The organism is Chryseobacterium sp. MYb264 (assembly GCF_035974275.1).
Classification (GTDB): Bacteria; Bacteroidota; Bacteroidia; order Flavobacteriales; family Weeksellaceae; genus Chryseobacterium.
This window is the reverse complement of sequence record NZ_CP142422.1, coordinates 4,618,017-4,642,200: the sequence shown is the minus strand read 5'-3', so window position 1 is coordinate 4,642,200 and position 24,184 is coordinate 4,618,017. Positions and strand designations below refer to the sequence as shown.

Annotated in this window: 22 protein-coding genes; 12 read left to right on the top strand and 10 right to left on the bottom strand. The window is 35.9% G+C overall.

Annotated features, from left to right (window positions below):
• Positions 1 to 264 precede the first annotated feature (264 nt).
• From VUJ46_RS20295 to VUJ46_RS20280, 4 genes are all read right to left on the bottom strand, one after another.
• The gene (locus VUJ46_RS20295) at positions 265 to 909 is read right to left on the bottom strand and encodes a response regulator transcription factor (protein WP_326982493.1); all 645 of its coding nucleotides are present in this window, start codon (positions 907 to 909) and stop codon (positions 265 to 267) included.
• The gene (locus tag VUJ46_RS20290; protein WP_326982492.1) at positions 906 to 2,621 is read right to left on the bottom strand and encodes a sensor histidine kinase; all 1,716 of its coding nucleotides are present in this window, start codon (positions 2,619 to 2,621) and stop codon (positions 906 to 908) included. Before VUJ46_RS20290 ends, VUJ46_RS20295 begins: the two co-directional genes overlap by 4 nt.
• Before the next feature lie 91 nt (positions 2,622 to 2,712).
• Positions 2,713 to 3,723 (bottom strand): phenylalanine--tRNA ligase subunit alpha, encoded by a 1,011-nt coding sequence (pheS, locus tag VUJ46_RS20285; protein ID WP_326982491.1) that lies wholly within the window; start codon positions 3,721 to 3,723, stop codon positions 2,713 to 2,715.
• Between the two features lie 128 nt (positions 3,724 to 3,851).
• On the bottom strand, positions 3,852 to 4,511 hold the full coding sequence (locus tag VUJ46_RS20280) for a YceI family protein (RefSeq protein WP_326982490.1): 660 nt from the start codon (positions 4,509 to 4,511) through the stop codon (positions 3,852 to 3,854).
• 85 nt (positions 4,512 to 4,596) lie between these two features.
• Here VUJ46_RS20280 and VUJ46_RS20275 point away from each other — a divergent pair, with 85 nt between their 5' ends.
• Positions 4,597 to 5,535 carry a sulfate/molybdate ABC transporter ATP-binding protein gene (locus tag VUJ46_RS20275; RefSeq protein WP_326982489.1) on the top strand — a complete coding sequence of 313 codons (939 nt, stop codon included), beginning with the start codon at positions 4,597 to 4,599 and terminating at the stop codon, positions 5,533 to 5,535.
• A gap of 76 nt (positions 5,536 to 5,611) precedes the next feature.
• Here VUJ46_RS20275 and VUJ46_RS20270 read toward each other — a convergent pair whose 3' ends face one another.
• The 5 genes from VUJ46_RS20270 to VUJ46_RS20250 form a co-directional block, all read right to left on the bottom strand.
• A complete protein-coding gene (locus tag VUJ46_RS20270) occupies positions 5,612 to 7,021 on the bottom strand; it encodes an MFS transporter (RefSeq protein ID WP_326982488.1) in 1,410 nt (469 codons plus the stop codon).
• A gap of 141 nt (positions 7,022 to 7,162) precedes the next feature.
• Positions 7,163 to 8,005: a hypothetical protein gene (locus VUJ46_RS20265; RefSeq protein WP_326982487.1), complete on the bottom strand. Its 843-nt coding sequence runs from the start codon at positions 8,003 to 8,005 to the stop codon at positions 7,163 to 7,165.
• Positions 8,006 to 8,229: 224 nt separating this feature from the next.
• Positions 8,230 to 9,903, bottom strand: coding sequence for an asparagine synthase B (asnB, locus tag VUJ46_RS20260; protein ID WP_326982486.1), 1,674 nt, complete (start codon positions 9,901 to 9,903; stop codon positions 8,230 to 8,232).
• 320 nt (positions 9,904 to 10,223) lie between these two features.
• Positions 10,224 to 11,888: a GLPGLI family protein gene (locus VUJ46_RS20255; protein WP_326982485.1), complete on the bottom strand. Its 1,665-nt coding sequence runs from the start codon at positions 11,886 to 11,888 to the stop codon at positions 10,224 to 10,226.
• Positions 11,889 to 12,263: 375 nt separating this feature from the next.
• The gene (locus tag VUJ46_RS20250) at positions 12,264 to 13,469 is read right to left on the bottom strand and encodes an RsmB/NOP family class I SAM-dependent RNA methyltransferase (protein WP_326982484.1); all 1,206 of its coding nucleotides are present in this window, start codon (positions 13,467 to 13,469) and stop codon (positions 12,264 to 12,266) included.
• Positions 13,470 to 13,638: 169 nt separating this feature from the next.
• Between VUJ46_RS20250 and VUJ46_RS20245 the strand changes: the two genes are divergently transcribed.
• The 11 genes from VUJ46_RS20245 (at position 13,639) to VUJ46_RS20195 (ending at position 22,311) form a co-directional block, all read left to right on the top strand.
• Positions 13,639 to 13,983: a zinc ribbon domain-containing protein YjdM gene (locus VUJ46_RS20245; protein WP_326982483.1), complete on the top strand. Its 345-nt coding sequence runs from the start codon at positions 13,639 to 13,641 to the stop codon at positions 13,981 to 13,983.
• A gap of 365 nt (positions 13,984 to 14,348) precedes the next feature.
• Positions 14,349 to 15,224 (top strand): pirin family protein, encoded by an 876-nt coding sequence (locus tag VUJ46_RS20240; RefSeq protein ID WP_326982482.1) that lies wholly within the window; start codon positions 14,349 to 14,351, stop codon positions 15,222 to 15,224.
• 246 nt (positions 15,225 to 15,470) lie between these two features.
• A complete protein-coding gene (locus VUJ46_RS20235; protein WP_326982481.1) occupies positions 15,471 to 15,782 on the top strand; it encodes a GNAT family N-acetyltransferase in 312 nt (103 codons plus the stop codon).
• A 78-nt stretch (positions 15,783 to 15,860) separates the two neighbouring features.
• Positions 15,861 to 16,763 carry a pirin family protein gene (locus tag VUJ46_RS20230; protein ID WP_326982480.1) on the top strand — a complete coding sequence of 301 codons (903 nt, stop codon included), beginning with the start codon at positions 15,861 to 15,863 and terminating at the stop codon, positions 16,761 to 16,763.
• A gap of 19 nt (positions 16,764 to 16,782) precedes the next feature.
• Positions 16,783 to 17,316 carry an NADPH-dependent FMN reductase gene (locus VUJ46_RS20225; protein ID WP_326982479.1) on the top strand — a complete coding sequence of 178 codons (534 nt, stop codon included), beginning with the start codon at positions 16,783 to 16,785 and terminating at the stop codon, positions 17,314 to 17,316.
• A gap of 48 nt (positions 17,317 to 17,364) precedes the next feature.
• Positions 17,365 to 17,763 (top strand): OsmC family protein, encoded by a 399-nt coding sequence (locus tag VUJ46_RS20220; RefSeq protein ID WP_326982478.1) that lies wholly within the window; start codon positions 17,365 to 17,367, stop codon positions 17,761 to 17,763.
• Between the two features lies 1 nt (position 17,764).
• Positions 17,765 to 18,067 carry a GNAT family N-acetyltransferase gene (locus tag VUJ46_RS20215; RefSeq protein WP_326982477.1) on the top strand — a complete coding sequence of 101 codons (303 nt, stop codon included), beginning with the start codon at positions 17,765 to 17,767 and terminating at the stop codon, positions 18,065 to 18,067.
• 286 nt (positions 18,068 to 18,353) lie between these two features.
• On the top strand, positions 18,354 to 19,793 hold the full coding sequence (locus VUJ46_RS20210) for a sodium:solute symporter (RefSeq protein ID WP_326982476.1): 1,440 nt from the start codon (positions 18,354 to 18,356) through the stop codon (positions 19,791 to 19,793).
• A 38-nt stretch (positions 19,794 to 19,831) separates the two neighbouring features.
• On the top strand, positions 19,832 to 20,356 hold the full coding sequence (locus VUJ46_RS20205; protein WP_326982475.1) for a hypothetical protein: 525 nt from the start codon (positions 19,832 to 19,834) through the stop codon (positions 20,354 to 20,356).
• Positions 20,357 to 20,450: 94 nt separating this feature from the next.
• Positions 20,451 to 21,302: a transketolase gene (locus VUJ46_RS20200; RefSeq protein ID WP_326982474.1), complete on the top strand. Its 852-nt coding sequence runs from the start codon at positions 20,451 to 20,453 to the stop codon at positions 21,300 to 21,302.
• Between the two features lie 61 nt (positions 21,303 to 21,363).
• Positions 21,364 to 22,311 (top strand): transketolase family protein, encoded by a 948-nt coding sequence (locus VUJ46_RS20195; protein WP_326982473.1) that lies wholly within the window; start codon positions 21,364 to 21,366, stop codon positions 22,309 to 22,311.
• Between the two features lie 89 nt (positions 22,312 to 22,400).
• Here the strand turns inward: VUJ46_RS20195 and VUJ46_RS20190 are convergent, their stop codons facing one another.
• Entirely contained in the window at positions 22,401 to 24,128 is a 1,728-nt protein-coding gene (locus VUJ46_RS20190; RefSeq protein WP_326982472.1) for a CocE/NonD family hydrolase, read from the bottom strand.
• Positions 24,129 to 24,184 lie beyond the last annotated feature (56 nt).

Genomic DNA, 24,184 nt, shown 5'->3' with positions numbered 1-24,184 from the left:
ATTCAATCCTTTTGGGGGTAAGGATAAGCAAACAAAAAACCTTCGGTCTTTTCCGAAGGTTTTCATAATTTTTACTCTATGTGTTTTTAAATATTGCTGACTTTCTTATGACCTGCATTAAAAAGAAATAAAAGTTCCTGTTTATTTTTTCAATACGTTTTACGTTTTCTTTTATTGAGACAAAGATACGAACAGAAATCGATTATGACATTACAAATGATGTCGATGTATTTCGTTACCCTTGTAGATATTTATCTATTCAGATTACTGGCTGTTTCTAATTAGTTCTATTAATTCCACAAGATTATCAATTCGCAGCTTATCAAATATTCTTCTTTTAATAGTACTCACTGTATTTTGTTTAACATCCAGCTGCCCTGCGATCTCAAGATTCCCTAAACCTTCAGCGTACATTTCAGCAATCTGCAATTCCCTTTCTGTTAGTGAGGAAAGAGGGTTTATCATACCAGGATTTTTCATTGAGTTCAGAAGCAGCATCTGTGTAACCGGGGAAATATATTCACCGTTGCTCATCATCTTTTTTATAGCTTCTTCAATAATTACCTCATCGCTCATTTTACTTAAAAAGCCGTCCGCTCCTGCATTCAGATACCGTAACGAGTGAATATTTTCATCGATTCCAGTAAATATCAGAATTTTAATTCCAGGATTTATCTGTTTGATTTCAGGCAGGATAGCCAGGCTGTTGCCATCAGGAAAATGAGCATCTATAATGGCGATATCAATCCTGTTATCTCTCACCGCTTCAAGGGCACTCTGTTGAGTGGACGCCTGGAAAATCGTATGATTTTCTTCCATATCTTCCAGCAGAAAAACCAACCCCTGCCGTATCAGGCTATGGTCATCGGCAAGAAGAAAATTAAATGATTTATTATTTTGTTCACTCATGATCTGTTCATCTTTAAATTAAAAGTAAAAGTTACCACAGTCCCCTTACCCGGCTCACTTTCCACTGAAATATCACCAGAGTACATTTCCACAATTTCTTTACAGAGACTTAACCCAAGGCCGGCTCCGAGATTTTCAACATCCTCGGACAGTACTCCCTGGTAATAAGGTTCAAATATGCTTTTAAGATCAGTCTGGGAAATACCGGCTCCCGTATCACTGACCCTTGTGGTAAGCTTTACAAGGTTTTCATTCACCACCTCCGCACTGCTGTTCACCATGATCTTTCCATTTTCCGTAAATTTATTGGCATTGCCCAGAATATTCATAAACACCTGATTGATCTTTTTATTATCTGAGTACACGGTAAGATCCTGATCTATATCTTCATGAATAATAAATTGATTGTTCCGTGTTTCAATATAGGGCTCTATGGCATTTAAAATAGATGTTATTTCTTTTTTTAATTGAAACTCCACAGGGAGCAGTTTATTTTCCACTGCCTGATTTTTGGTATATTCAAGAATCTGGTTTGCCTGCATTAATAAGGTATCATTCGTAAAACTGATCGACTTCAGGTATTCTTTAATTTTTACATCATCTGTTTTTTTATTGATACGGTTAATGAAAAGTCCTATTATTTTTAATGGTGACCGCAGCTCATGGCTCAGCATTCCCAGAATTCGGTTTTTAAAATTAAGATTTTCCTTAATCTGTCTATTCGCCATATTCAGCTGTTTTTCATAGACAAATGCAATGCGGGTAAGGAACATAATTAATATGGAAACAATAAACATCAGGATCATCGATCCAAAAACGAGGTAGGTTCTTATCCTGTTGTTTTTGGAATTCTGCTTCTCGTATTCTTTTACAAGATCCTGCTTTGAAACCTGAATAGAATTCTCGTAAATTCCCATTAATCCGTTACTGTACATCAAAAGTTTAGAGAACATCTTATAGAACCTGTCATTTCCTTCCTGTTTTTCTTTTACATTGACTCGTATTTTTTTGATTTCCCCTGAATAATAGTGATCAACTACTTTAATAATACTGTCAACCTCTTTTTTAAGCACAGCTGCATCCAGTTTTTTCCCCTGTTTTACCGTAATTACCGTACTTTCTTTCCTTACATTTTCCTTTCCTGATATCGCATCTCCCAGACGTCCGAAAAGCCCTTTTTTCTTTATAGTATCCGTAAAAGTTTTGGTTTCTATATCAAATTTATCAGGATTATAATCAAAATTATATTTTTTTAACTGCGGAAGTTCTTTATTAATCTTAAAATTAGATTGGGTAGAATACCCGTATGTAGAGTCGATCATTGATTTTAAATGTTTTAAATCTAATGAATCCGTCTTCGGGGTCGCTGCATTTTTTAGCTCAGGAAATTTATTTTCGTACTGGCTGATGCGGTCCAAATTTTTCCCCAGTCTGTTTAATGAAGCAAAATAAGCGTCCAAATATTTCTGGTCTTCACTAATAACATATTTCTGAAGATTGTCCTGTGCATTAAGAAGATCTGTTCTCGAATTATTCGTCAGGTTCTCCAATAAGTTCAGCTCCTTTAATTGTTTTTCAATAAAAGATAATTGTTTTTTATTAACAAATTCATTGTAAAAAAAGCCTGCAATAATCAGCTGTATCAATAAAATACATACAATAAGAGAATAATGAACAATTTTTCTAAATTTAAAATTTAATAATTTTAACATTTCCACCCGAGTTATTGTATAAAATTAATAAAAAATCCCGTAAAATTATTTTTTTACGGGATTCTTATTTATTTTAAGTTAAAAAATTAGTTTATAAAGTTTTAAACTGTTCTAACGTTCTCATATCATTTTCAAAAAACATTCTGATATCACTCATTTGGTAAAGAAGCATTACAATTCTCTCAATGCCCATCCCAAAAGCATATCCTGAATATTTCTCAGAATCAATATTTACATTTTTCAGAACTGCAGGATCTACCATTCCGCATCCCATAATTTCAAGCCAGCCAGTTCCTTTTGTAATTCTGTAATCTGTTTCAGAATTCAGTCCCCAGTACACATCGATCTCTGCACTTGGTTCTGTAAAAGGAAAGTAGGACGGTCGTAATCTGATTTTGGACTTTCCGAAAAGCTCAGTAGTAAAGAACTGAATCGTTTGTTTAAGATCTGCGAAGCTTACATTTTCATCAATGTATAAACCTTCAATCTGGTGGAAGATACAATGTGAACGTGAAGAAACAGCTTCATTTCTGAATACTCTCCCCGGCGATAAAATCCTTATAGGCGGTTGGTTCTCTTCCATATAACGAATCTGTACCGAAGAAGTATGTGTTCTCAGCAAAATATCAGGATTCTGTTCAATAAAGAAAGTATCCTGCATATCTCTTGCCGGGTGATATTCCGGAAGATTCAGTGCCGTAAAGTTATGCCAGTCGTCCTCTATTTCCGGTCCGTCTGCCACAGCAAATCCAATCGATTTGAAGATTTCAATAATTCTGTTTTTCACCAGATTAATTGGATGTCTCGAACCCAAATCCAAAGGAAAAGCAGGTCTTGTAAGATCTTCTTTTTCAAGGATAACAGAAGATACAGAGGCATTTTTTAAATCCTCCAATTTTACGTTAACAGCAGTCTTAAGAGTGTTGATTTTTTGCCCAAAATCTTTCTTCTGGTCATTAGGTACCGATTTTAGGGTTTCATAAAAATCATTTAAAACACCTTTTTTACCATTGTACTTGATTCGGAAGTTTTCAATATCCTCTTTAGATGTAGCATTAAAGCCATTTACCTCAACGAGTAATTCTTCTATCTTTTCTATCATTGTTTTACCCTTTCAAAAATGTTTTGCAAAAATACGGTTTTTCGACGGAATAATTTTCCTATAATTAAAAAAATCTACCCCTTATCCGGAGGCAGACTTCAATCACTTATTTCACTTAAATAAAAAAATTATTTTTTTTCCATTGCTTTAACGTTGATCTGGAGAGTAACCTCATCACTGATAACCCCATTGGCAGCAGGCGTCTGAAACTTAACTCCAAATTCCTCTCTTTTAATATCTTTGGGTTCTGTAGCAATGCTTACAGTACCTTCTTTCACCGAAATATTCGCTTTGAACTGAACTGGTTTTGTGATGCCTTTAATGGTAAGGTTCCCATCGAGAAGAGTATTATAGTCGCCTTCAGCGGAAGGAGTCACCTTTGTAATTTCATAGGATGCCGTCGGAAATTTTTCCACATCAAAGAAATCATTACTTTTTAAATGTCCATTTAATTTTCCCAGCTGCTCAGCATCGTCTTTCAAATCCACAGAGGTCAGGGAAGTCATATCCGCAACAAATTTTCCGCTTTCCAGATGCCCTTCTTTAACGGTAACATCACCGCTTTCAAATTTTATATTTCCAAAATGACTTGTACTTTCAGATTTAAAAACTTTATACCCCTTCCACTCTACTTTACTGTTCAGGGTATCGAGCACAAACTCCTTGCCTTCCTTCGTTGTTGTCACTTCATTACCATTGCCTGTGACAGGTTTTTCTTTATTACAGGAAAATAGCAGGACAGCAGTAAAAATTGTGGGAATGACTAATAGAAACAGTTTTTTCTTCATGATTTATAAATTTTTAACACTCCCGCTAATGTAATAAAAAAAATCATTTTTTCCTAGAAACATTTCATTTCCCTACATTTGTATCATGCTATTGGAAATAAAAAATCTACACTTTTCATATTCAAAGGAAAAACCTTTGTTTAATAATCTTAATCTGACATTTGAAGCAGGAAAAATCATTGCTCTGGCGGGAGAAAGCGGATGCGGAAAATCTACCTTACTGAGTTTGATATACGGACTCTTGGATTGGGAAAGCGGCGATATTATTTTTAACGGTAAAAAACTTTGGGGACCTAAAGGAAATATTGTTCCCGGCGAAGCAGAAATGAAATTTGTAGCCCAGAATTTCGATTTGATGCCCTATGCAACAGTGGCAGAAAATGTGGGGAAATTTATTTCCAATATTAATCTCGCCCAAAAAAAAGAGAAAGTTACGGAACTTCTCGAAGTCGTAGGAATGGAGGAATATGCCTCTGTATTACCTAAATATCTAAGTGGCGGACAACAACAAAGAGTTGCCATTGCAAGAGCTCTTTCCGTTCTTCCCAAGCTGTTAATTCTCGATGAGCCTTTCAGTAATCTGGACTTTCCCCGAAAAATAGAACTTCGTGAAAAGCTTTTCCGATATGTAAAGCAAAATCAGATTTCACTTATTATTTCCACGCACGAACTTCAGGATATTATTCCCTGGCTGGATCAGATTGTGGTACTTCAGGAAGGCAGACTTATTCAGAATGACCGTCCGGAAGAAACCTTCAGAAATCCATACAATGCTTACGTGGCCAAACTTTTCGGGGAAGTGAATATCTTCAGCTCCGCTGAAATGTCAGATCTGAACCTGTCTAAATTTTCTTATTATCCCAAAGAAGTAAAAGTTACAGAAAATGGAATTAAAGCTACTGTTAAGGAAAGCAGGTTTGCAGGAAATTATTATTGGAATAAACTTAAAATTCAAGACAGAGAACTCGTGATATATACAGATAATAAGCTCACGCAGGAAACCGTCTCAGTTTCTTTTATCTGATCAACCTATTCATAACCGTTGAAATCCTAAAACTAACAGTGAAAAAGCTCAGTGGATCTGATAAAAAAGTTGCTTATTACTCATCCTCTTTCGACTGCATATTTTTACCATCTGAAATATGAAGTCTTCTGAAAACCAATCCTGAAACAATGGTCAGCATACCAATGCTTAAAAATGTCCACCGAAAGGCATTATGAATTTCATGATGAATAAGCCCAGGGGTATTTTCAAAGATCTTTAAGACAATTAATCCGAATGCAATTCCAAAACCAATGGCCAGTTGCTGATTAACTGATAATAAAGAGTTTCCGCTGCTGGTCTGGAAGTTTCTTAAATCTGCAATGGAAATCGTATTCATCGAAGTAAACTGGATGGAGTTGAAAAATCCTAAAATTGCAATAATCGGAATAAACCAATATAATGACGTGTGAACATCGGGAATAGCAAGAAGACAAATCAAAGTCCCGATGATGAAGGTATTCACCATTAAAGTTTTTCTATAGCCGAATTTATCTAAAATTTTAATCACATACGATTTTCCAAACATCGCGGTAATAGCCATCGGAGCGATGATCCAGCCGGATGTTACTGCGGATTGCTTATAAGCAATCTGAATCATTAATGGTAATAATAAAGGAACTGAACTAATCCCTAATCGCGTGGCCAGATTTCCCACAATACCCACTCTGAAAGTTCTTACCTGAAATAAATTTAGTGGAAAAATAGGATGTTCATCTCTTTTGGCATGTTTGTAATAATAATACAGAAACAGGAAGCCTAAAATAAAGACAATTAAAACCGGAGTAATATTCTGCATATCCCCGAAAAGCTCCAAAGAAATAGAGAGTAAAAGAGAAGCCGCGGCGAAAATGAGAAATCCTTTTAAATCAAAATCCACGTCTTTAGATTTGTAATTAGGCATATATTTCAATCCTAACGCAATTCCCAGCATACCAATCGGAATGTTGATCAGGAAAATCCAGTGCCATGAAAGATAATCTACCATATACCCACCCACCAACGGACCTAAAACAGGGCCAATAAGTGCCGGAATAATAGCAAAATTCATGGCTTTTAACAGTTCATTTTTGTCAAAAGTTTTAATTAAAGCCAATTTCCCTACCGGCGTCATCAAGCTTCCTCCAACACCCTGAATTACCCGTGAAATAACAAGATGAGTAAGATTCTGAGACATCGCACAAAATAATGAACCCATACTAAACAGCACCAGCGAAACAATAAAAACCCTCTTTGTACCGAATCGATCCGCCAGAAATCCGCTCGCCGGCATGAAAACAGCCAGTGTCAGAACATAGCTGATAATGGCATTTTGCATATTCAGCGGAGATTCATTAAGATCCTTAGCGATGGATGGTAAAGATGTGTTTAGAATAGTTGAATCCAGCATCTGCATAAAGATGGCGGTTGCGAGAATCAGTGGTAATATTTTTTTTACGGTTGTTTGTGTTGGAGCGAGTTCTGACATTTTTTAGTGGCTGAAAATTTGAAATTTCCAGACTTTATTTTGGGGTTTACAGATGACTGTTCAAAAAACAGTCCATTCTTTAGATAAAGAAATCTCTATAAAATTAAAAAGTCCTGTGAAATTTCACAAGACTTTTAGGTTTTATCTTCTAGGTTTTTCTACCCCTTTCCATTCATCACCTGCTTTTCTGTATTGGCTTAATGTGAAAGTTTTAAAATCCTTTGTTTTGTATTCGATGTTATCGGTATTCTGCTCAAACGGCATAATGTAATAATAATCTACATCTGTCTTATCTGTTTTTGTTCCTTTTTTAACGGAAGGAACATATTTTGAGAATTTATAGCTCGGAAGATATTGTTTCAGTCTTACGTAGAAATCTTTATCGTCTTTTTCACTTGGAATAATATCTACAATATGGAAATCATCTTTTTTCTTCTCGATCCACAAATAGTACGTTTTATCTTCTCCTGTATTTCTGTTGGTTGAGTTGAAGGCAAATAATTCTTTAGGAACCAGTTCCTTGATCTTCTCAGGATCTACCTTTGTATAATACAAACCTTTTGAAGGATCTACATAGGTTTCAAGATTGTACATTAAAACAGAATTGTTCTCAAAGTTTTTATTTTTAAAATATTGATTTAATGACAATTCTGCATTAGCTCTTAATTCCTTACCTCTTTCATCCAGTTTTTTGGTAGGGTTCTGAGGATTCACTTTCTTTACGAACTCATATAAAACGACAGGCTTTACATCTTTAAGGTGAGGATAGGTTTTAAGCTGTTCTGCTTTAACAAGCCAGTAAAACTGTTGATAGTAATCATCCTTATCGGCATCTTTCACTGTTTTATAAGCCATTGCCAGCTTTTTTGAGTTAAGATACTTGCCATATTTTCCCTGTCCGAAAGCAAAAGTCATAGATAATAAGGCAAATAAGATCGTAATGTTTCTTCTCATTTCTTTATAATTGATATTTTCGTTTTCCAAATATAATTATTTATTAGATAATAATTTTGATTCTTAGTTAAAATATATCAATATTATTACCGTTAATTCAAAAGAAAATCCTGTATTGCTACAGGATTAATAAATTTATTTTTTAGGTGGCTCATTTTAGGGCTTAGTATTGAGTTTTTTAGCGTTAATATTTTTAGATTTTTTCAGACATACTATATTTAAAAAAGATAAGGTTATCGCTAAAACACCAACCCCTATTTATCATAAGACGTTTCATGTACCTTCACCGCCCTTCCGCTTGGATCATTCATTTTTTTAAAGGCTTCATCCCATTCTAAAGCAATAGGCGTAGAACAGGCTACCGATGGAACAGAAGGTACTGTTGCAGCAGCCGTTTCACTTGGGAAATGTTCCTCAAAAATGGTTCTGTATCGGTATTCTTCTTTATTTTGTGGAGTGTTTAACGGGAATCTGAATTTCGCATTCACCATCATTTCGTCAGTTACTTCATTTTCTGCAACCGCTTTTAGCGTATCGATCCATGAATATCCCACACCGTCAGAAAACTGTTCTTTTTGTCTCCAGGCAATAGATTCAGGTAAAAGATCTTCAAATGCTTTTCTTAACACCCATTTTTCAATTCTGCCTTCTGCAACGTTGATCATTTTATCCTGAGGATTGATCGTCATGGCAATATCCATAAATTCTTTATCAAGGAAAGGCACGCGCCCTTCAATTCCCCAGCTCATCAGTGCTTTGTTGGCTCTTAAACAGTCATACAGGTGAAGTTTGCCTAATTTTCTCACCGTTTCATCATGGAATTCTTTCGCGTTCGGTGCTTTATGGAAATAAAGATACCCGCCAAATAATTCATCGGAACCCTCCCCCGAAAGTACCATTTTTATTCCCATCGATTTAATGACTCTTGCCAAAAGATACATCGGCGTAGAAGCACGAATGGTGGTTACATCATATGTTTCCAAATGATAAATCACATCACGGATCGCATCCAGACCTTCCTGAACCGTGAAGTTAACCTCATGGTGAACCGAACCGATATGTTCCGCAGCTTTCTGCGCGGCCGCCAAATCCGGAGATCCTACTAACCCCACTGCAAAGCTATGTAATCTCGGATACCAAGCTTCCTGTGTGTCTCCGCTTTCAATTCTCTGTCTCGCAAATTTTGCAGTAATTGCCGAGATCACAGAAGAATCTAATCCGCCAGAGAGCAAAACTCCGTAAGGAACATCACTCATCAGTTGCCTGTGGACAGCCTCTTCAAGTCCTTTTTTAATTTTGGCAATATCTGTTTCATTATTTTTTACATTCTCAAAGCTCTCCCAATCTCTGGCATACCATTGTTGCAATTCTTTCCCGTCTTTACTGTAAAGAAAATGTCCGGGTAAAAAGGTCTCAACAGTTTTACACACCCCTTCCAACGCCTTCAGTTCTGAAGCCACATAATAGTGACCACTTGTATCCCACCCGTGATAAAGCGGACAGATTCCCATATGGTCACGGGCAATCAGATAAACATCATTTTCAGTATCATAAAGAGAGAAGGCAAAGATCCCGTTTAATTTTTCAATAAAATCTTTTCCATATTTTCTGTATAATGCTAAAATAACTTCACAGTCAGATTCTGTTTGAAATTCATATTCAGGAAATTCAGCTTTTAATTCTCGGTGATTATAAATTTCGCCATTGACGGCAAGAACTACTTTTCCGTCTTTTGTAAATAGAGGCTGTTTTCCCGAAGTAGGATCTACAATCGCTAGCCTCTCATGAGAAAAAATCACCTTTTCGTTTTGGAAAACTCCGCTCCAGTCCGGACCTCTGTGACGAATTTTCTTCGACATTTCTAACACCTGAGGTCTGAGTATTTCCGTTTTTTGTTTGGCATCAAACAAGCATACAATTCCACACATTTTATTATTATTTAGAAGCAAAATTATTATTAAGGTTTAAAAATAACAATAAAAAATATTCAAAACGGTAAATTTTTAATCAAAATTCAATTTTTAATTAAAAAAATAAATAAAACACTCTAAAAACATTGGAATAAATTGAAATTTTTCACTGTGCAATCGAAATCAATTGATTCATACGAAATAATTATGACATATTTCTTAATCTATGATAATTTATTATACAAATTTTTATCATTACTTTGTGGCTCGAAATAATTTTTTTTCATCATTTGTGTTTTTACCTTCTTGCAATCTAATTGTAAGAAGGTTTTGTTTTTTTAGTCCGATCCCAACAGAACACCTGAAACATTCCAAGCACTGAAGCTCGTTCCTTCCGTTGGTCCCTGAGGAATTTTAACCTGAATACTATGCTTCCCTGCCTTCAAATTTCCCAAAGGAATAAAGTTAGGATTCGTCACCGTTCCAGGACACCAGTTTGACCTGCTTAAATCCGATGAAGAAAGTCCGTCTGAGAAATTTCCTGAAGCTGGATTGAATAACCTATAAGATCCACAATCTGTTCTCCAGGGCACGAATGAAAATGTAGATTTTCCATCCAGGAAAATAGAATTAGCTTTTGGAACAAATTCATCTCCGTTTTCCCAGCCCCCATGTCCCGTTGTGGTATATCTTAACTGAGCATTTTTAAGGTCTTTTTCCAATGTAAACTCTACGAGCAAACCTTTGTCATTGTTAAACATTGTAGAATAGTCCTGCCCAGCCATTTCCATAATATTTAAAGAGTTGAAAAGAGGAATTACCGTATTATTTTTATTCACCGTCTGATCGCTTTTGTGAATGGTGATTTCAAGACTTACTTTGTGACCTCCTTTATCATAATTTCCGATAAATGTACCGATCCACACTTCCTTTCCGGATAAAGAAGGCTTTAGTTCAGTAATATCTTCCCTATATGGATTTATCGTTTGCCAGCTTTTATCTTTCAGTTGAATATGATTAAATTTATTAATTCCAAAAGGGGTAAAAAACCTCATCATCTCCACTGCCGGATCGTAACTGGAGGTTGCCGCAACCCCATAATACTGCTTTCCGTTTCCATTATCGAAAACAGGAAGTGTTTTTACTCCTTTTTCCAGTCCATCGAAAAATGACTGAGATTTATCTTCAGGAATAAAAAAGACAGTCCCCGTTCTATCATACGCATCTCCATTAGACTGTTGCTTTAATTCCGCAAAAACAAGTTCGCCCTCAGAGATAGAGGGAAACTTTATTTTTTTAAGTATAACTGTTCCGTTGGCGAATCTTTTTATGTTTTGATCAGATTTAGAATCTTCAGAAAAATTAACCACCTCATTATCAAAAACTTTCAACGTAGTGAATCTACTTTTCCATAAAAGATCTTTATAAGTCAACTGATCGGTTGGTTGGATGGAGCCTTTTAAAATATTTTCAATATCTATTTTCTTTACTTTTTTAATTGAATTTGCCGTAATGACAGAATTTTTATTTCTCTCGATCTCCAGCACTAAACCTAAATTTTGTCCCGTTACAGAAGGTCCTCCCTTTATTTTAAGATCATTGGTATACCAAACTTCTATCGTATTTGAATTAATTTTTGTAACCGCTTTCTTACATTGGTAGCCCAAGATTTTTTTTGTTTCATTAGTCAATTCAAAACTTTGTTTTCCTACAGATTCAACATCTGCATTGGAAACAATCTCGTTTGATTTCAGAAAAGCATAGGAAATGATGGTATTAGAAGGTTTTTCCACTTTCGTAATTTCAAATGGATATTCTGATTTTTGCTCTCTGATTTTGTTGTTTAGGATAAAATTCTCCTTCTCATTTACCCAGACAAGCGTCGGCGACTGATCGGTCAAAACTTTCCCGTTATAAGAACTGATGTATTGAATTTCATAAGTCTGAGCAAACGACAGACAAAAAAAGAAAATAAAAAAAGTGAATAAAACTCTTTTGTTCATAATGATACTGGTTTTTCACAAAGATAAATTTTAATTGATATAAATTGATTCAAGTCACCGGTAAGAAATCAACCGGATAAAGGAAACAGGAGGTACGACCATTTTATCTTTGAAATTACCTTTAAATTACTCAACCCCTACGAGGTTATACCATCCTTAAATACTTATCCATCGGGTTTCACCCGACGCTACTGATATTTAACCCCTTCGGGTTTATTAAGGCAAAGGCAAATTCAAAAAAAAAAAAAAAAAAAAAAAAAAAACAGTATAAGAATCTCATGGAGGCTATTCATTTATCAGTTTGTAGTAAACCATTAAATAAAAAAAACTACTCTAAAAATTAGAGTAGTCTGTATATTTTTAAGTATTTCTAAATTAGGAAACTCTTTCGATCAAAGCCATATAAAAACCGTCGTAACCTGTACTTGGCATTACTTTCTCATCTTTAATCATTCTAAAATTCGGGTTATTTTTGATGAATTCGTCTACCTGAAGATTGTTTTCAGAAGGCAGAATAGAACAGGTAGCGTACACCATTTGCCCACCCTTTTTTACCATTTTAGAATAGTCCTGAAGAATCTGTTGCTGCTCTTTCTTGATTCTGTCGATAAAATCCTGGTCGATTTTCCACTTGCTATCCGGATTTCTTTTCAAAACTCCAAGACCTGAACATGGTGCGTCAATCAATAATCTGTCAGCTTTTTCATGAAGTCTCTTGATTACTTTATTGTCGGAAATCATACGTGTTTCAATATTGTGGGCACCAGCTCTTTTTGCACGACGTTTTAACTCAGCCAATTTCCATTCAAAAATATCAAGAGCAATAATCTGTCCCTTATTCTGCATCAAAGCGGCTAAGTGAAGTGTTTTCCCTCCCGCTCCGGCACAGGCATCAACCACCCTTTGCCCTTCTTTTACATCAAGGAAATAGCCTATTTTCTGAGAAGAGGCATCCTGAACTTCAAATAATCCTTCTTTAAACGCTGTCGTAAGAAAAACGTTCTTTTTTTCTTCTAACTGAACTGCATCAGGATAATTTTTGATAGGATATGAAACAATATTTTCATCAGCAAGGTCAGAAATCAGCTCTTTCGGAGTTGTTCTTAGAGAATTTGCTCTTAAAACCGTCGGAGCCTGCTCGTTCAAAGCCAACATTTCTTTCTCCCATTTTTCCCCCAATTCTTTTTCCAAAGTTTCAGCCAACCAATCAGGGATCGAATGTTCAATAGCTTTTGTAGGAACGGTATTTTTTTTAAGTTTCGTAAGAATATCAGCGATTTTAATTCCGTCGAACTCTTCAAACTTTTTATAATTGGTTTTACTCCAAAGAAGATATGCAATGATTAATTTATAGATATTATTTGGTTTTACCCCTTCACCCATATAGTATTCAAGACGTTTTTTCCAACGGATAATGTTGTAGAAAATTTCAGAAACAACCGCTCTGTCTTGGCTTCCCCATTTTTTGTGTGCTTTCAAAAGTCTTTCGATTACTTTATCGGCATATTTATTTTTTTCGAAAAATGTTTCTTGTAAAGCATCGTGAATTCCGATGGCTAAATTTCTGTGAATAAGTTCCATAAAATTGGGTTCTGCTATTTTGAATCTGCAAAAATACGAATTTAAGTTGAGAATTTTGGGTTCAAAATTTTTAGTTCTGTCTTTAAGGTTAATAGCATCCGACTTCCGTCCTCCCTCCTCCGACTTCCATTCCCAAATTTAAAATCCTACCTTTGCAAAAATTTAAAATATGAGTGATACTGTACTTTGTCCGAAATGCAGCTCTGAATTTACTTATCCTAGCGATAATTTGATGGTTTGTTCCCAATGTTTTTATGAATGGAATCCGGAAGAAGTGACTGCTGACGCATCAAATTCAGGCGCAATTTTAGATGCTAACGGGAATGAATTAAAAGATGGGGATTCTGTAGTTGTTGTCAAGGATCTTCCGGTAAAAGGCGCCCCGAAGCCAGTAAAAGCAGGAACAAAAGTTAAAAACATTCGTTTAAGACCTGACAGTGATCATAATATTGACTGTAAAATTGATGGATTTGGAGCTATGGCTCTGAAATCAGAATTTGTAAAGAAGGCATAAAAAAAGGAAAGAATTGGACAGTGTAATCTTTCAAAAGAGTCGATTGTCCTGTTAAGACTAATGTTCATCTTCAGAGGCAGAAAGAGAATTAACCAAAAATTTCCTTATGCTGTAGAAATACAAATGTAAGAAAAGTTTATATTCAATTCTTACGTTTGTATTTTTTTATTAAAAATTTAACAATATAAGTGCATTTAAATCTGACAGTTACATTAAAAAAGGTTACATTTTGCAAAAATAGTATTGATATTTTTTTTATAGCTTCAGATATCCCCCACCAGCAACCAACAACCACATACTTACCACAGATCAATGCATCTGATTTTCAGCTGTTGTAACTTTGTTTTACTAATATCAACAATATTATGGCAACTAAAAAAGTAGAAAAAATAGTATCTCCCAGACCTGCTCATTTTGTGGGTGATGGTTTTAGGGTTCATAATTTTATTCCGGGCGTACAGGGAATGGACATGAAAAGAATGGATCCGTTTCTTGTGCTGGATTACAATTCAAAATTTCATTTCAACGGAACAGATCAGCCGCGAGGTGTCGGAGTACATCCTCACCGAGGTTTTGAAACCGTAACCATAGCTTATAAAGGAAAAGTTCAGCATCACGACAGCGCAGGCGGTGGCGGAATTATCGGTGAAGGCGATGTACAATGGATGACCGCTGCAAAAGGCGTTCTTCACAAAGAATATCACGAAAAAGAATGGGCACAAAAAGGTGGATTTTTCCAGATGGTTCAACTCTGGGTCAACCTTCCTTCAGTCTACAAAATGAGCTGCCCGAAATACCAGTCCATCAAAAATTCAGAGATGACGAAAGTTGATCTCGGCGAAAACGGTTTTATCGAAGTTATTGCCGGAACATATAAAGATCAGAAGGGTCCCGCTTTCACTTTCAGTCCCGTGAATATGATGAATGCCAAACTGAAAAAGGGCGGAAATGCAGAATTCAGTTTTCCGGATACCTTCAATACCGGAGCTTTGGTTATCGAAGGAACTATCATCGTTAACGGGGAACAGAAAGCAGCAACCGATCATTTTGTTTTATTCCGAAATGAAGGCGAAACATTTACTATTGAAGCTTCAAAAGATGCTATTGTTTTAATTATCAGCGGCATGCCATTGAATGAACCGATTTATCCACACGGTCCTTTTGTGATGAATACCCGAGAAGAAATTATGCAGGCATTTGAGGATTATAATTTGGGACGATTTGGTTATCTGGCGGATTAATTTAATTCAAACTTATATATTGAGTTCTTTTTCTTAATTTTATGTGATTGTGTTTTCGTTGGTTTTCACAAAGACGCAAAGATCATTTGCAAACTTTATGTTCTAAGACGCAAAGATTTTATCTTCGATAAAATTGATTATGAAAAAAAATGAAAATCTTTGATTTTCTTGCGCCTTACAACAGTTTTAAAATTAAAAATTCTTTGTGTCTTTGGAAAATCCAACATCATTTAAAAATCCAAAATCATGAAATCAGAATTTGAAAATATAGCATTAGTAAACACCGGAAACCGATTCGAAATAGAATTCAACGGTCATTCCGCTTTTATTGATTATCGCGAAATGGGAAGCCAGATTGCCTTAAACCATACCGAAGCAGATCTGTTGATTTCAGGAACCGGCGCTGCAGAAGCCGTTGTCGAAAAAACATTACAATATATCGAAGACCATCATAAAAAAGCACTCCCCTTCTGCCCTTACGTTGCCGCATTCATTAAAAAAAATCCTGAGTGGAAACGTATTGTCGATGAGCGCTTTCACGGTTATGATCAACTTTAATTTTCCTTAAAGTACCGTAAACAGAAGAAAAATTAATTACATTAGCTTATATAAAATTTAAAAAACCACCTTAGTATCATGTCAAATATCGGACTTATTATAGAAGAAAAATCCGCGGATATAGGAAACTTTTTAGTCGGCAGACTATTGCCTTTCCGTGAAAAAAGAGCAGTCGGACCATTCGTTTTTATCGATCATATGGGACCTTCTGAGTTGAAAGATTACCAGAATCTTGATGTTCCGCCACATCCACACATTGGTCTTTCAACATTAACTTATCTTCTGGAAGGATCAATCTTCCACAGAGACAGTATCGGAAGTGCTTTGGAGATCAAACCTGGAGCTGTGAACTGGATGACTGCCGGAAAAGGAGTGGTACATTCAGAAAGAACACCGGAATATTTGAGACATTCTGATAAGAGACTTCACGGTTTCCAAATTTGGGTAGGGCTTCCGAAACATTTGGAGCAGTCTGAGCCTACTTTCCATCATATCGAAGCTGAAGAAATTCCGGTTTGGGATGAAGATGGAATTCAATATAAATTAATTGCGGGAGAAGCGTTCGGCAGAAAATCTCCGGTTCCGGTTCACAGCAAATTATTTTTTATTGAAATTAAAACTACAGATGCAAAAAAAATCAGCATCGGAAAAGATCTTTACGGTGAAGCCGCGATGTATGTTTTAGACGGAACTGTTACTACAGACGGAAATTCTTATGGTTCAAAGCAACTAATGATTGCCAAAGACACTAAATTGTGTGAATTTGACATGAGTGAAAACGGAACCGTTTATCTTTTCGGGGGCGAACCATTTGATGAAGAACGTTTTATTTTCTGGAATTTCGTAAATTCAGACAAAGAATTAATTGAAACAGCAAAAGTAAACTGGAACGACCAAAATCATGAAGCTTTTCCTTTAGTTCCGGGAGATGAGGAAGAATATGTTCCGCTTCCAAAAGCGATTTTAAACAGAAAACCGTAAAGAATTTTAAATATCAACGATGAAAATATTAGCATTTGCAGGAAGTACATCTTCCACATCAATCAACAGAGAACTGGTGAAATTTGTTTTGAAAGATTTTCAGAATGAAGACATCAATTTAATTGATTTAAATGATTTTGACATGCCCGTTTTCTCTGTTGACCGCGAGAAAAAAGGTTTCCCCGAAGAAGCGCATCACTTTTTGAAAGCTATTGAAGAATCTGATGTCATTATCTGTTCGCTTGCCGAACACAACAGATCGTACAGCTCGGCTTTTAAAAACGTTTTCGACTGGGCTTCGAGAATTAATGTAAAAGTTTTTCAGGATAAACCCATGTTTCTGATGTCGACTTCTCCCGGAGGTTACGGCGGTGGAAATGTGATGAATACAGCAAAAACATTTTTTCCGCAATTTGCAGCAGATATTAAAGATACTTTTTCACTTCCGAAGTTTTATGAAAATTTTGATTTGGAAAGTGGCGTTATCAACCCTGAAATGCTGAAAGAGCTCAAAGACAAAATTGAAAATTTTAAAAATCAGATTAAAAACTAAAAATTTAATTGATTTTTATATTTAAATTAGAACCCAACATAAAAAACAATGGCGGTAACGGTAAAAGCAAGTTTAGGAAAAGAAAAATATTACACACAGGTTGTCGCTGGTGAAAATACTTTGATCACCGATGAACCTGTAGATAAAGGCGGACAGAATAAAGGTTTTAACCCTTTTGAAATCCTGGCAACTTCTTTGGCAAGCTGTACGGCAGCAACCCTGAGAATGTATATCGATCGAAAAGAATGGGACGTTGAAAACATTAACGTAGAAGTAGAACTTGAAAACTTTCCATTGACCAAAAGAGCGATCTTTAAAAGAGATATCAGCTTTGAAGGCACAAATCTTGATGAAGAACAATTGAAGAGACTTCACACGATTGCGGACGCGTGCCCGATACATAAAATATTAACAAACGAAATAGAAATATTAACCAAATTCTCATAATATGATTGAAGTAAAACAAAACAACGACGAAAAGCACGGAAATTTTGAGGCATTCATAGAAGGAAACCGCGCAGGTTTGATGACATACACCTGGGCTGGTGAAGAGAGATTTATCATCGACCATACTGAAGTGGAAGAAGCATACAACGGACAAGGTGTTGGCAAAGAAATGCTTGTGGCTGCGGTAGATTTTGCAAGAAAAAACGGAAAAACCATTATTCCGCTTTGCCCTTTTGCAAAAGCTACTTTCCAGAAACATGAAGAGCTTCAGGATATTTTAGTTAATCAGACTCCGGTTCAATAGAAGTAAAAGGGTAAAGGTAAAAAGAAACAGGTGGGTGAAGTCATTATTTTAAGAGATTCCCATTTAACCTTTGATTTTATCTTTAAGAGTCAGGAATTACAAAACAAGGCAGATGATTGATAAAGCCTGAAAAGGTGAGATAATGTAAAAATCATCAAGCATTCATCCAATACTGCCGAGTTCATGCTAAAATAGAGAAACCTTCCAGAGTAACATCCGGAAGGTTTTTTCTTTTCCGGCAGACCATAAAAAAACTATATTTGTAAAATTTTAATCGAATAAAATTATGTCTCCATTTATATTACTTGCCATCATTATCGTGTATTTTGCATTGCTGCTTTGGGTAGCCTACCGCACCGGAAAAGGAAGTGATAATGAGAGTTTCTTCATCGGAAACCGTAAAAGTAATTGGATGCTTGTGGCGTTTGGAATGATCGGAACTTCACTTTCGGGAGTTACTTTTGTGAGCGTTCCGGGAGCTGTTGGAAATGACAAATTTGCTTATTTACAGATTACTGTGGGATATTTGATAGGTTATGTGATCATCGCCTACGTTCTTCTCCCTTTATATTATCGATTAAAATTAACCTCTATTTACGGCTATCTTCAGCAAAGAATGGGTCATCTTTCCTATAAATCGGGAGCATGGATCTTTATTGTTTCGAGATTGGTGGGTGCCACTGCGAGATTATATCTTGTGGTGAATATTTTACAGGTTGCCATTCTGAACAGTTTGGGCGTTCCTTTTATTGTTACAACATTGATTATTCTCGCAATGATCATTCTTTACACCTATGAAGGCGGAGTGAAAACCATTGTCTGGACCGATACTTTACAGACTTCATGTATGCTTTTAGGATTAATTATCTGTACTGTTTATATGCTGAACCATTTAGGATTAAGCTTAGGTGAAAGTTTTACCGCGATGAACGAAAAAGGCTATACAAAAATCTTTGATTTTGATCCTAACCAGAAAAGTTTCTTCATTAAACAAGTCTTAGCCGGCGCATTTATCACCATCACCATGACCGGAATTGATCAGGAAATGATGCAGAAAAGTTTATCGGTTACCAAACTGAAAGATTCTCAGAAAAATATGGTGACATTAGGCTTTATTTTATTGGGTGTTATTTCATTATTCCTTTATATGGGCGGGCTTTTACATCTTTATGGCGCTCAGGAAAATGTGGCAAGTGCGGGAGATCAGTTATTCCCCGATATTGCTTTGAATCACATGCCTCCATTTATCTCCATCATCTTTATTATTGCGTTGATTTCAGCCTTATTTCCAAGTGCAGACGGGGCGATGACGGCTTTAACCTCCTCTTTATGCATCGATATTTTCGGAATGAAGGAGAAAAAGGAATGGGATGATAAAAAGAAGGAAAGATTCAGAAAAAATGTTCACCTGATCGTGGCATTATCTTTCTTAATTATGGTGATTATCTTTAAAGTCATCAATGATAATTCGATGATTGGTTTAATTCTTAAATTGGCAGGCTTCACGTATGGGCCGCTTTTAGGACTTTTCGCCTTTGGAATTTTTACTAAATTTAAAGTGAAAGACAATCTGGTTCCATTCGTTTGTATTGCTGCGCCAGTGACCTCTTATTTTATCGATAAATATCAGGAAACTTTGTTCGGAGAATTTAAAATCGGGTTGGAATTATTGATTATTAATGGATTGCTTACTTTTATTGGGCTTTGGTTGATTAGAAAGAAATAAATTTCGATCGATTTAAAATAACATTGTTTACCCAGCAAATGAAAAAATTTAACAATAGGCTTTTCAATGCTGCATTACCTTTATTCTTTTTCGAATGGTGGTATATTTTACTTGCACTTGTATTTGTTGTAATTGTTGAAACATTCATTTTTTCAAAATTTTTTCAGATTAAATTTAAATCGATTTTGCACGAAGTTTTGATAATGAATATCGTTTCAACTCTTGGCGGTTTCTTTCTTCAAGGTTTAATAAGGGTAATTGTAGGAATATCATTATTTACTCATTTTAAAAATTATTCCAAATATCCTCTTCTTAATATTATTTGCGGAAATGTTTCATATCCAGTAAATTCAAAAATTACAAGCGAAATTATTTTTGATTTAATTATAAGTCTTGTAATTGCATTAACTATTTCAATTTTTATGGAATATCATTCAATAAAAAGAAATAAAATCTTCAATAACCTCAAAAAGCCTAAAATTTTAAAAGGAGTTATCATAGCCAACATAATATCTTATGTCTTATTAAGCATTTGGATCTCCTACAAACTCAATCATTTTTAATTAAATTAAAGTTTTTTTCAAGCTATCCTGCCCCTTTTCTATTTCCGTAAGCCACTAAAAAATTGTAGATTTGTGTATATATAAATCCTATACAATGAGTAAAAGTATCGAAGAGTTAAAATCTCTTACTACGCAAATCAGAAGAGACATTTTGAGAATGGTTCACGCTGTAAATTCAGGACACCCGGGAGGAAGTTTAGGTTGTACAGAATTCTTCACAGCCCTTTATGGAAAGGTGTTGAAGTATGATCTTCCTTTCACAATGGAAGGTAAAAACCAAGACCATTTCTATCTTTCAAACGGGCATATTTCTCCGGTTTTTTATTCTACTTTGGCTAGATTTGGCTTTTTCCCTGTTGAGGAATTGAGCACTTTCAGAAAATTAGATTCAAGATTACAAGGTCACCCGACAACGCACGAAGGTTTACCAGGTATCAGAGTCGCTTCAGGATCTTTAGGACAAGGGCTTTCTGTAGCATTAGGTGCTGCTGAAGGTAAAAAATTAGACGGAGACAACTCTTTAGTATATACTTTACATGGAGACGGAGAATTGCAGGAAGGACAAAACTGGGAGGCATTTATGTATGCTTCTGCAAAAAAGGTAGACAACATCATTTCCACGATCGACTATAACGGACAGCAGATTGACGGAAGCACAGAACACGTACTTTCATTAGGAAATCTTCATGCTAAGCTTGAAGCGTTCGGATGGACTGTTTTAGAAGAGAAAAACGGAAACGATCTAGAAGCCGTAATTGCTATTTTAGAAAAAGCAAAAACAGAAACAGGAAAAGGAAAACCTGTCGTTATTCTTCTTCATACCGAAATGGGTTATGGTGTAGACTATATGATGGGATCTCACGCCTGGCACGGAAAAGCTCCGAATGACGAGCAACTGGAGACCGCATTCAAACAATTATACTTAGAAGCTCCTGCGGATTATTAATTATAAGCAATCAATAATTGGTAATAAGTAATCTTTTAATCTTTAATTAATAATTAAAATAATGAAATATACATATACAGAAAAAAAGGATACACGTTCAGGATTCGGAGCGGGATTAGCTGAACTTGCTGACAAAAATCCTAATGTTGTAGCACTTTGCGCAGACCTTATCGGTTCTTTAAAAATGGAAAAATTCATTGAAAAAGCACCGGAAAGATTCTTCCAGGTGGGTATTGCAGAAGCCAATATGATTGGTTTGGCTGCAGGTCTTAGCATTACGGGAAAAATTCCTTTTACAGGAACTTTTGCTAACTTCTCTACTTCAAGAGTGTACGACCAGATTCGTCAGTCGGTAGCGTATTCTAATAAAAATGTAAAAATATGTGCTTCTCACGCAGGTCTTACTTTGGGTGAAGATGGGGCAACTCACCAGGTTTTGGAAGACATCGGAATGATGAAAATGCTTCCAGGAATGACGGTAATCAATACTTGTGATTATAACCAAACAAAAGCGGCAACTTTAGCTATTGCTGAGCACGAAGGTCCGGTATATTTAAGATTCGGAAGACCGGTTGTTCCCGTTTTCATTCCGGAAGATATGCCTTTCGAGATCGGAAAAGGAATTCTACTTCAGGAAGGTACTGACGTAACCATCGTTGCAACAGGTCACCTTGTCTGGGAATCTCTTGTAGCAGCTGATGAGCTTGAAAAAGAAGGTATTTCTTGTGAAGTGATCAATATCCACACAATTAAACCTTTGGACGAAGAAATCATCTTAAAATCAGTTGAAAAAACTGGTAAGATTGTTTCTGCGGAAGAGCATAACTACCTTGGAGGTTTAGGTGAATCTATCGCTGGAATGTTGGCAAGAAAAAGACCAACAAGACAGGAATTCGTTGCGGTAAACGATACTTTCGGAGAATCTGCTACTCCGGCTGAATTGATGAAGAAATATAAAATTGATTCTGAAGCGGTAAAAGAAGCGGTAAAAAGAATTTTAGATAAATAATTTCTTTTGAAATATACATTGAAAGCATCCGAATTGGATGCTTTTTTTATTGAAAGATAGCAATGACGTAAGATATCCGTAAAAATTTTTCAATCTAAATGATAGGGAATTTCAAGGTAACTTCCCGTATATACTTTTATTTTTAAAGGTTCCCCCGCATCCTCGATAGACTCATCATTCACTGGCTTACCCGAACCATAATTGATTTGCCAGAAAGGACTTTTTACCGCGCCAATAGATACAAGCAGCTGACTTCCCTTTTCTATTTTTTTGCTGATGAAGTCATTAAGTTCTACGGTAATCATCTCTTTCTTATCAGGAGTAAAAAAATCTCTTTTTTCACTTCCGCTTTTATAGCTTGCTCGCCATACATTGGTTGAGAGTTGAAAATATTTCCCGTCAGGCATCAGTTCGTTGATATTGATGTACAGGTCTGCATCTTTTTTATTCATGCTCAAAGCCAATGTTAGTGATGCATTCCCAGAAAAATCAAATGCTTTTTCAAAAGGTGATGTTGAAAAAATAAGATTATCGCGGCGATACAGGGAGTCATCAACAATTAAATACTTAAACCCCATTAACTCATCAACATCTGATCTGTTGCCGTAATCCACCGAAAAAGGGGAAAATTCTTCATGTTCATTTTTTGAAGCAGACGCTGTAAGGCTACCATGCTCAGGATCCAAGTAAAGCTTGAGTTTATTTTTTCCCAACTCATCAAGGGTATGTATATGTTTCCAAACATTGGTTCCCATTACCTGATAATTCACCTTATCTTTTAGAAAAGAGGGTTTTGGTTTTCCTTTTAAAATATAATCAAACCATTCTACCGTGAGCTTGTTAATATCTACGTGAGCCACCGGATCTATCCTATACCCCCTCACCTCTTTTTTGATAATGCCTTGTGCTCCAAGATGATCATAAGGACCTATCACTAAATAATGTTCCGCATCTTCATGATATTGATAATGTTGGTTAAAATAATATAAGGCTCCTAATTTATTGGCGTCGAAATATCCCGTAATCGATAGTATGGGAATATCTACAGTACGAAAATCGGTCCTGGAAGGAATCATTTTTTGCCAATATTCATCTTCCTCGGGATGATTGAGCCATTTTTGAAAAACAGGATTCGGTTTTCCGCTGACGGAGTCTAATTTCCGGAACGATGTGCCGCTTATATACCAGTTTTTGTAAACGGAATTCCATTTTCGGGTATCATTAAAATCACGGTAATCCGTCATTTTGTTATTCATTACCTGATTCAGCCATTGCAGGGTATATGCAAAAAAGATATGATTTCGCATAGGAAAATCCATAGTCCCGATACCTACCGCAGCCTGGGGGACTATTGTTTTCAGGGAGGCATGAAGCTTTTTTGCAGCTGCCCATTGGCTGAAAGCTGAATAACTTCCCCCCATCATACCTACTTTTCCATCACTCCATTGCTGGCGAATGATCCACTCAATAGCCTCATTAATATCTTCTTCTTCATGTTCAAAAGGCTGTACCGTATCGGGGCTTAGGTATTTGCCCCGTGTATTGAGAATTACGGAAGCGTAGCCTCTTTTCGCCCATTCCTTTCCGACGTTGATATTATTAACATCAGCATAAATGGTATTCATTAAAATCGTACTTTGAGGAGCAGGTATTTTTTTGTCGAGGATCACGCTGAGCGTCAATATTCCATGATCTTTTGTCTCTATGGTTATACTGTCGTAAATTTTAAATTCATGATCAATCCGGTAACGGTATTCATCACTTCGGGGATTTATGGTATCCGTTTTTCTGCTTGAAAAATATGCCTTTCTCTTCATCAAGACCATCTTCCCCCCATCCATCTTTTTCGCGCTGAATTGGGAGCAAAACAGGA

Coding starts and splice junctions, on each gene's coding strand:
- VUJ46_RS20280 (WP_326982490.1), bottom strand. CDS start 4,511: ATGAAGAAAAAACTGTTTCTATTAGTCATTCCCACAATTTTTACTGCT.
- VUJ46_RS20290 (WP_326982492.1), bottom strand. CDS start 2,621: ATGTTAAAATTATTAAATTTTAAATTTAGAAAAATTGTTCATTATTCT.
- VUJ46_RS20295 (WP_326982493.1), bottom strand. CDS start 909: ATGAGTGAACAAAATAATAAATCATTTAATTTTCTTCTTGCCGATGAC.
- VUJ46_RS20255 (WP_326982485.1), bottom strand. CDS start 11,888: ATGAACAAAAGAGTTTTATTCACTTTTTTTATTTTCTTTTTTTGTCTG.
- VUJ46_RS20195 (WP_326982473.1), top strand. CDS start 21,364: ATGAAATATACATATACAGAAAAAAAGGATACACGTTCAGGATTCGGA.
- VUJ46_RS20205 (WP_326982475.1), top strand. CDS start 19,832: ATGAAAAAATTTAACAATAGGCTTTTCAATGCTGCATTACCTTTATTC.
- VUJ46_RS20240 (WP_326982482.1), top strand. CDS start 14,349: ATGGCAACTAAAAAAGTAGAAAAAATAGTATCTCCCAGACCTGCTCAT.
- VUJ46_RS20215 (WP_326982477.1), top strand. CDS start 17,765: ATGATTGAAGTAAAACAAAACAACGACGAAAAGCACGGAAATTTTGAG.
- VUJ46_RS20230 (WP_326982480.1), top strand. CDS start 15,861: ATGTCAAATATCGGACTTATTATAGAAGAAAAATCCGCGGATATAGGA.
- pheS (WP_326982491.1), bottom strand. CDS start 3,723: ATGATAGAAAAGATAGAAGAATTACTCGTTGAGGTAAATGGCTTTAAT.
- VUJ46_RS20225 (WP_326982479.1), top strand. CDS start 16,783: ATGAAAATATTAGCATTTGCAGGAAGTACATCTTCCACATCAATCAAC.
- VUJ46_RS20270 (WP_326982488.1), bottom strand. CDS start 7,021: ATGTCAGAACTCGCTCCAACACAAACAACCGTAAAAAAAATATTACCA.
- VUJ46_RS20235 (WP_326982481.1), top strand. CDS start 15,471: ATGAAATCAGAATTTGAAAATATAGCATTAGTAAACACCGGAAACCGA.
- VUJ46_RS20220 (WP_326982478.1), top strand. CDS start 17,365: ATGGCGGTAACGGTAAAAGCAAGTTTAGGAAAAGAAAAATATTACACA.
- VUJ46_RS20245 (WP_326982483.1), top strand. CDS start 13,639: ATGAGTGATACTGTACTTTGTCCGAAATGCAGCTCTGAATTTACTTAT.
- VUJ46_RS20275 (WP_326982489.1), top strand. CDS start 4,597: ATGCTATTGGAAATAAAAAATCTACACTTTTCATATTCAAAGGAAAAA.
- VUJ46_RS20200 (WP_326982474.1), top strand. CDS start 20,451: ATGAGTAAAAGTATCGAAGAGTTAAAATCTCTTACTACGCAAATCAGA.
- VUJ46_RS20210 (WP_326982476.1), top strand. CDS start 18,354: ATGTCTCCATTTATATTACTTGCCATCATTATCGTGTATTTTGCATTG.
- VUJ46_RS20190 (WP_326982472.1), bottom strand. CDS start 24,128: ATGAAGAGAAAGGCATATTTTTCAAGCAGAAAAACGGATACCATAAAT.
- asnB (WP_326982486.1), bottom strand. CDS start 9,903: ATGTGTGGAATTGTATGCTTGTTTGATGCCAAACAAAAAACGGAAATA.
- VUJ46_RS20250 (WP_326982484.1), bottom strand. CDS start 13,469: ATGGAACTTATTCACAGAAATTTAGCCATCGGAATTCACGATGCTTTA.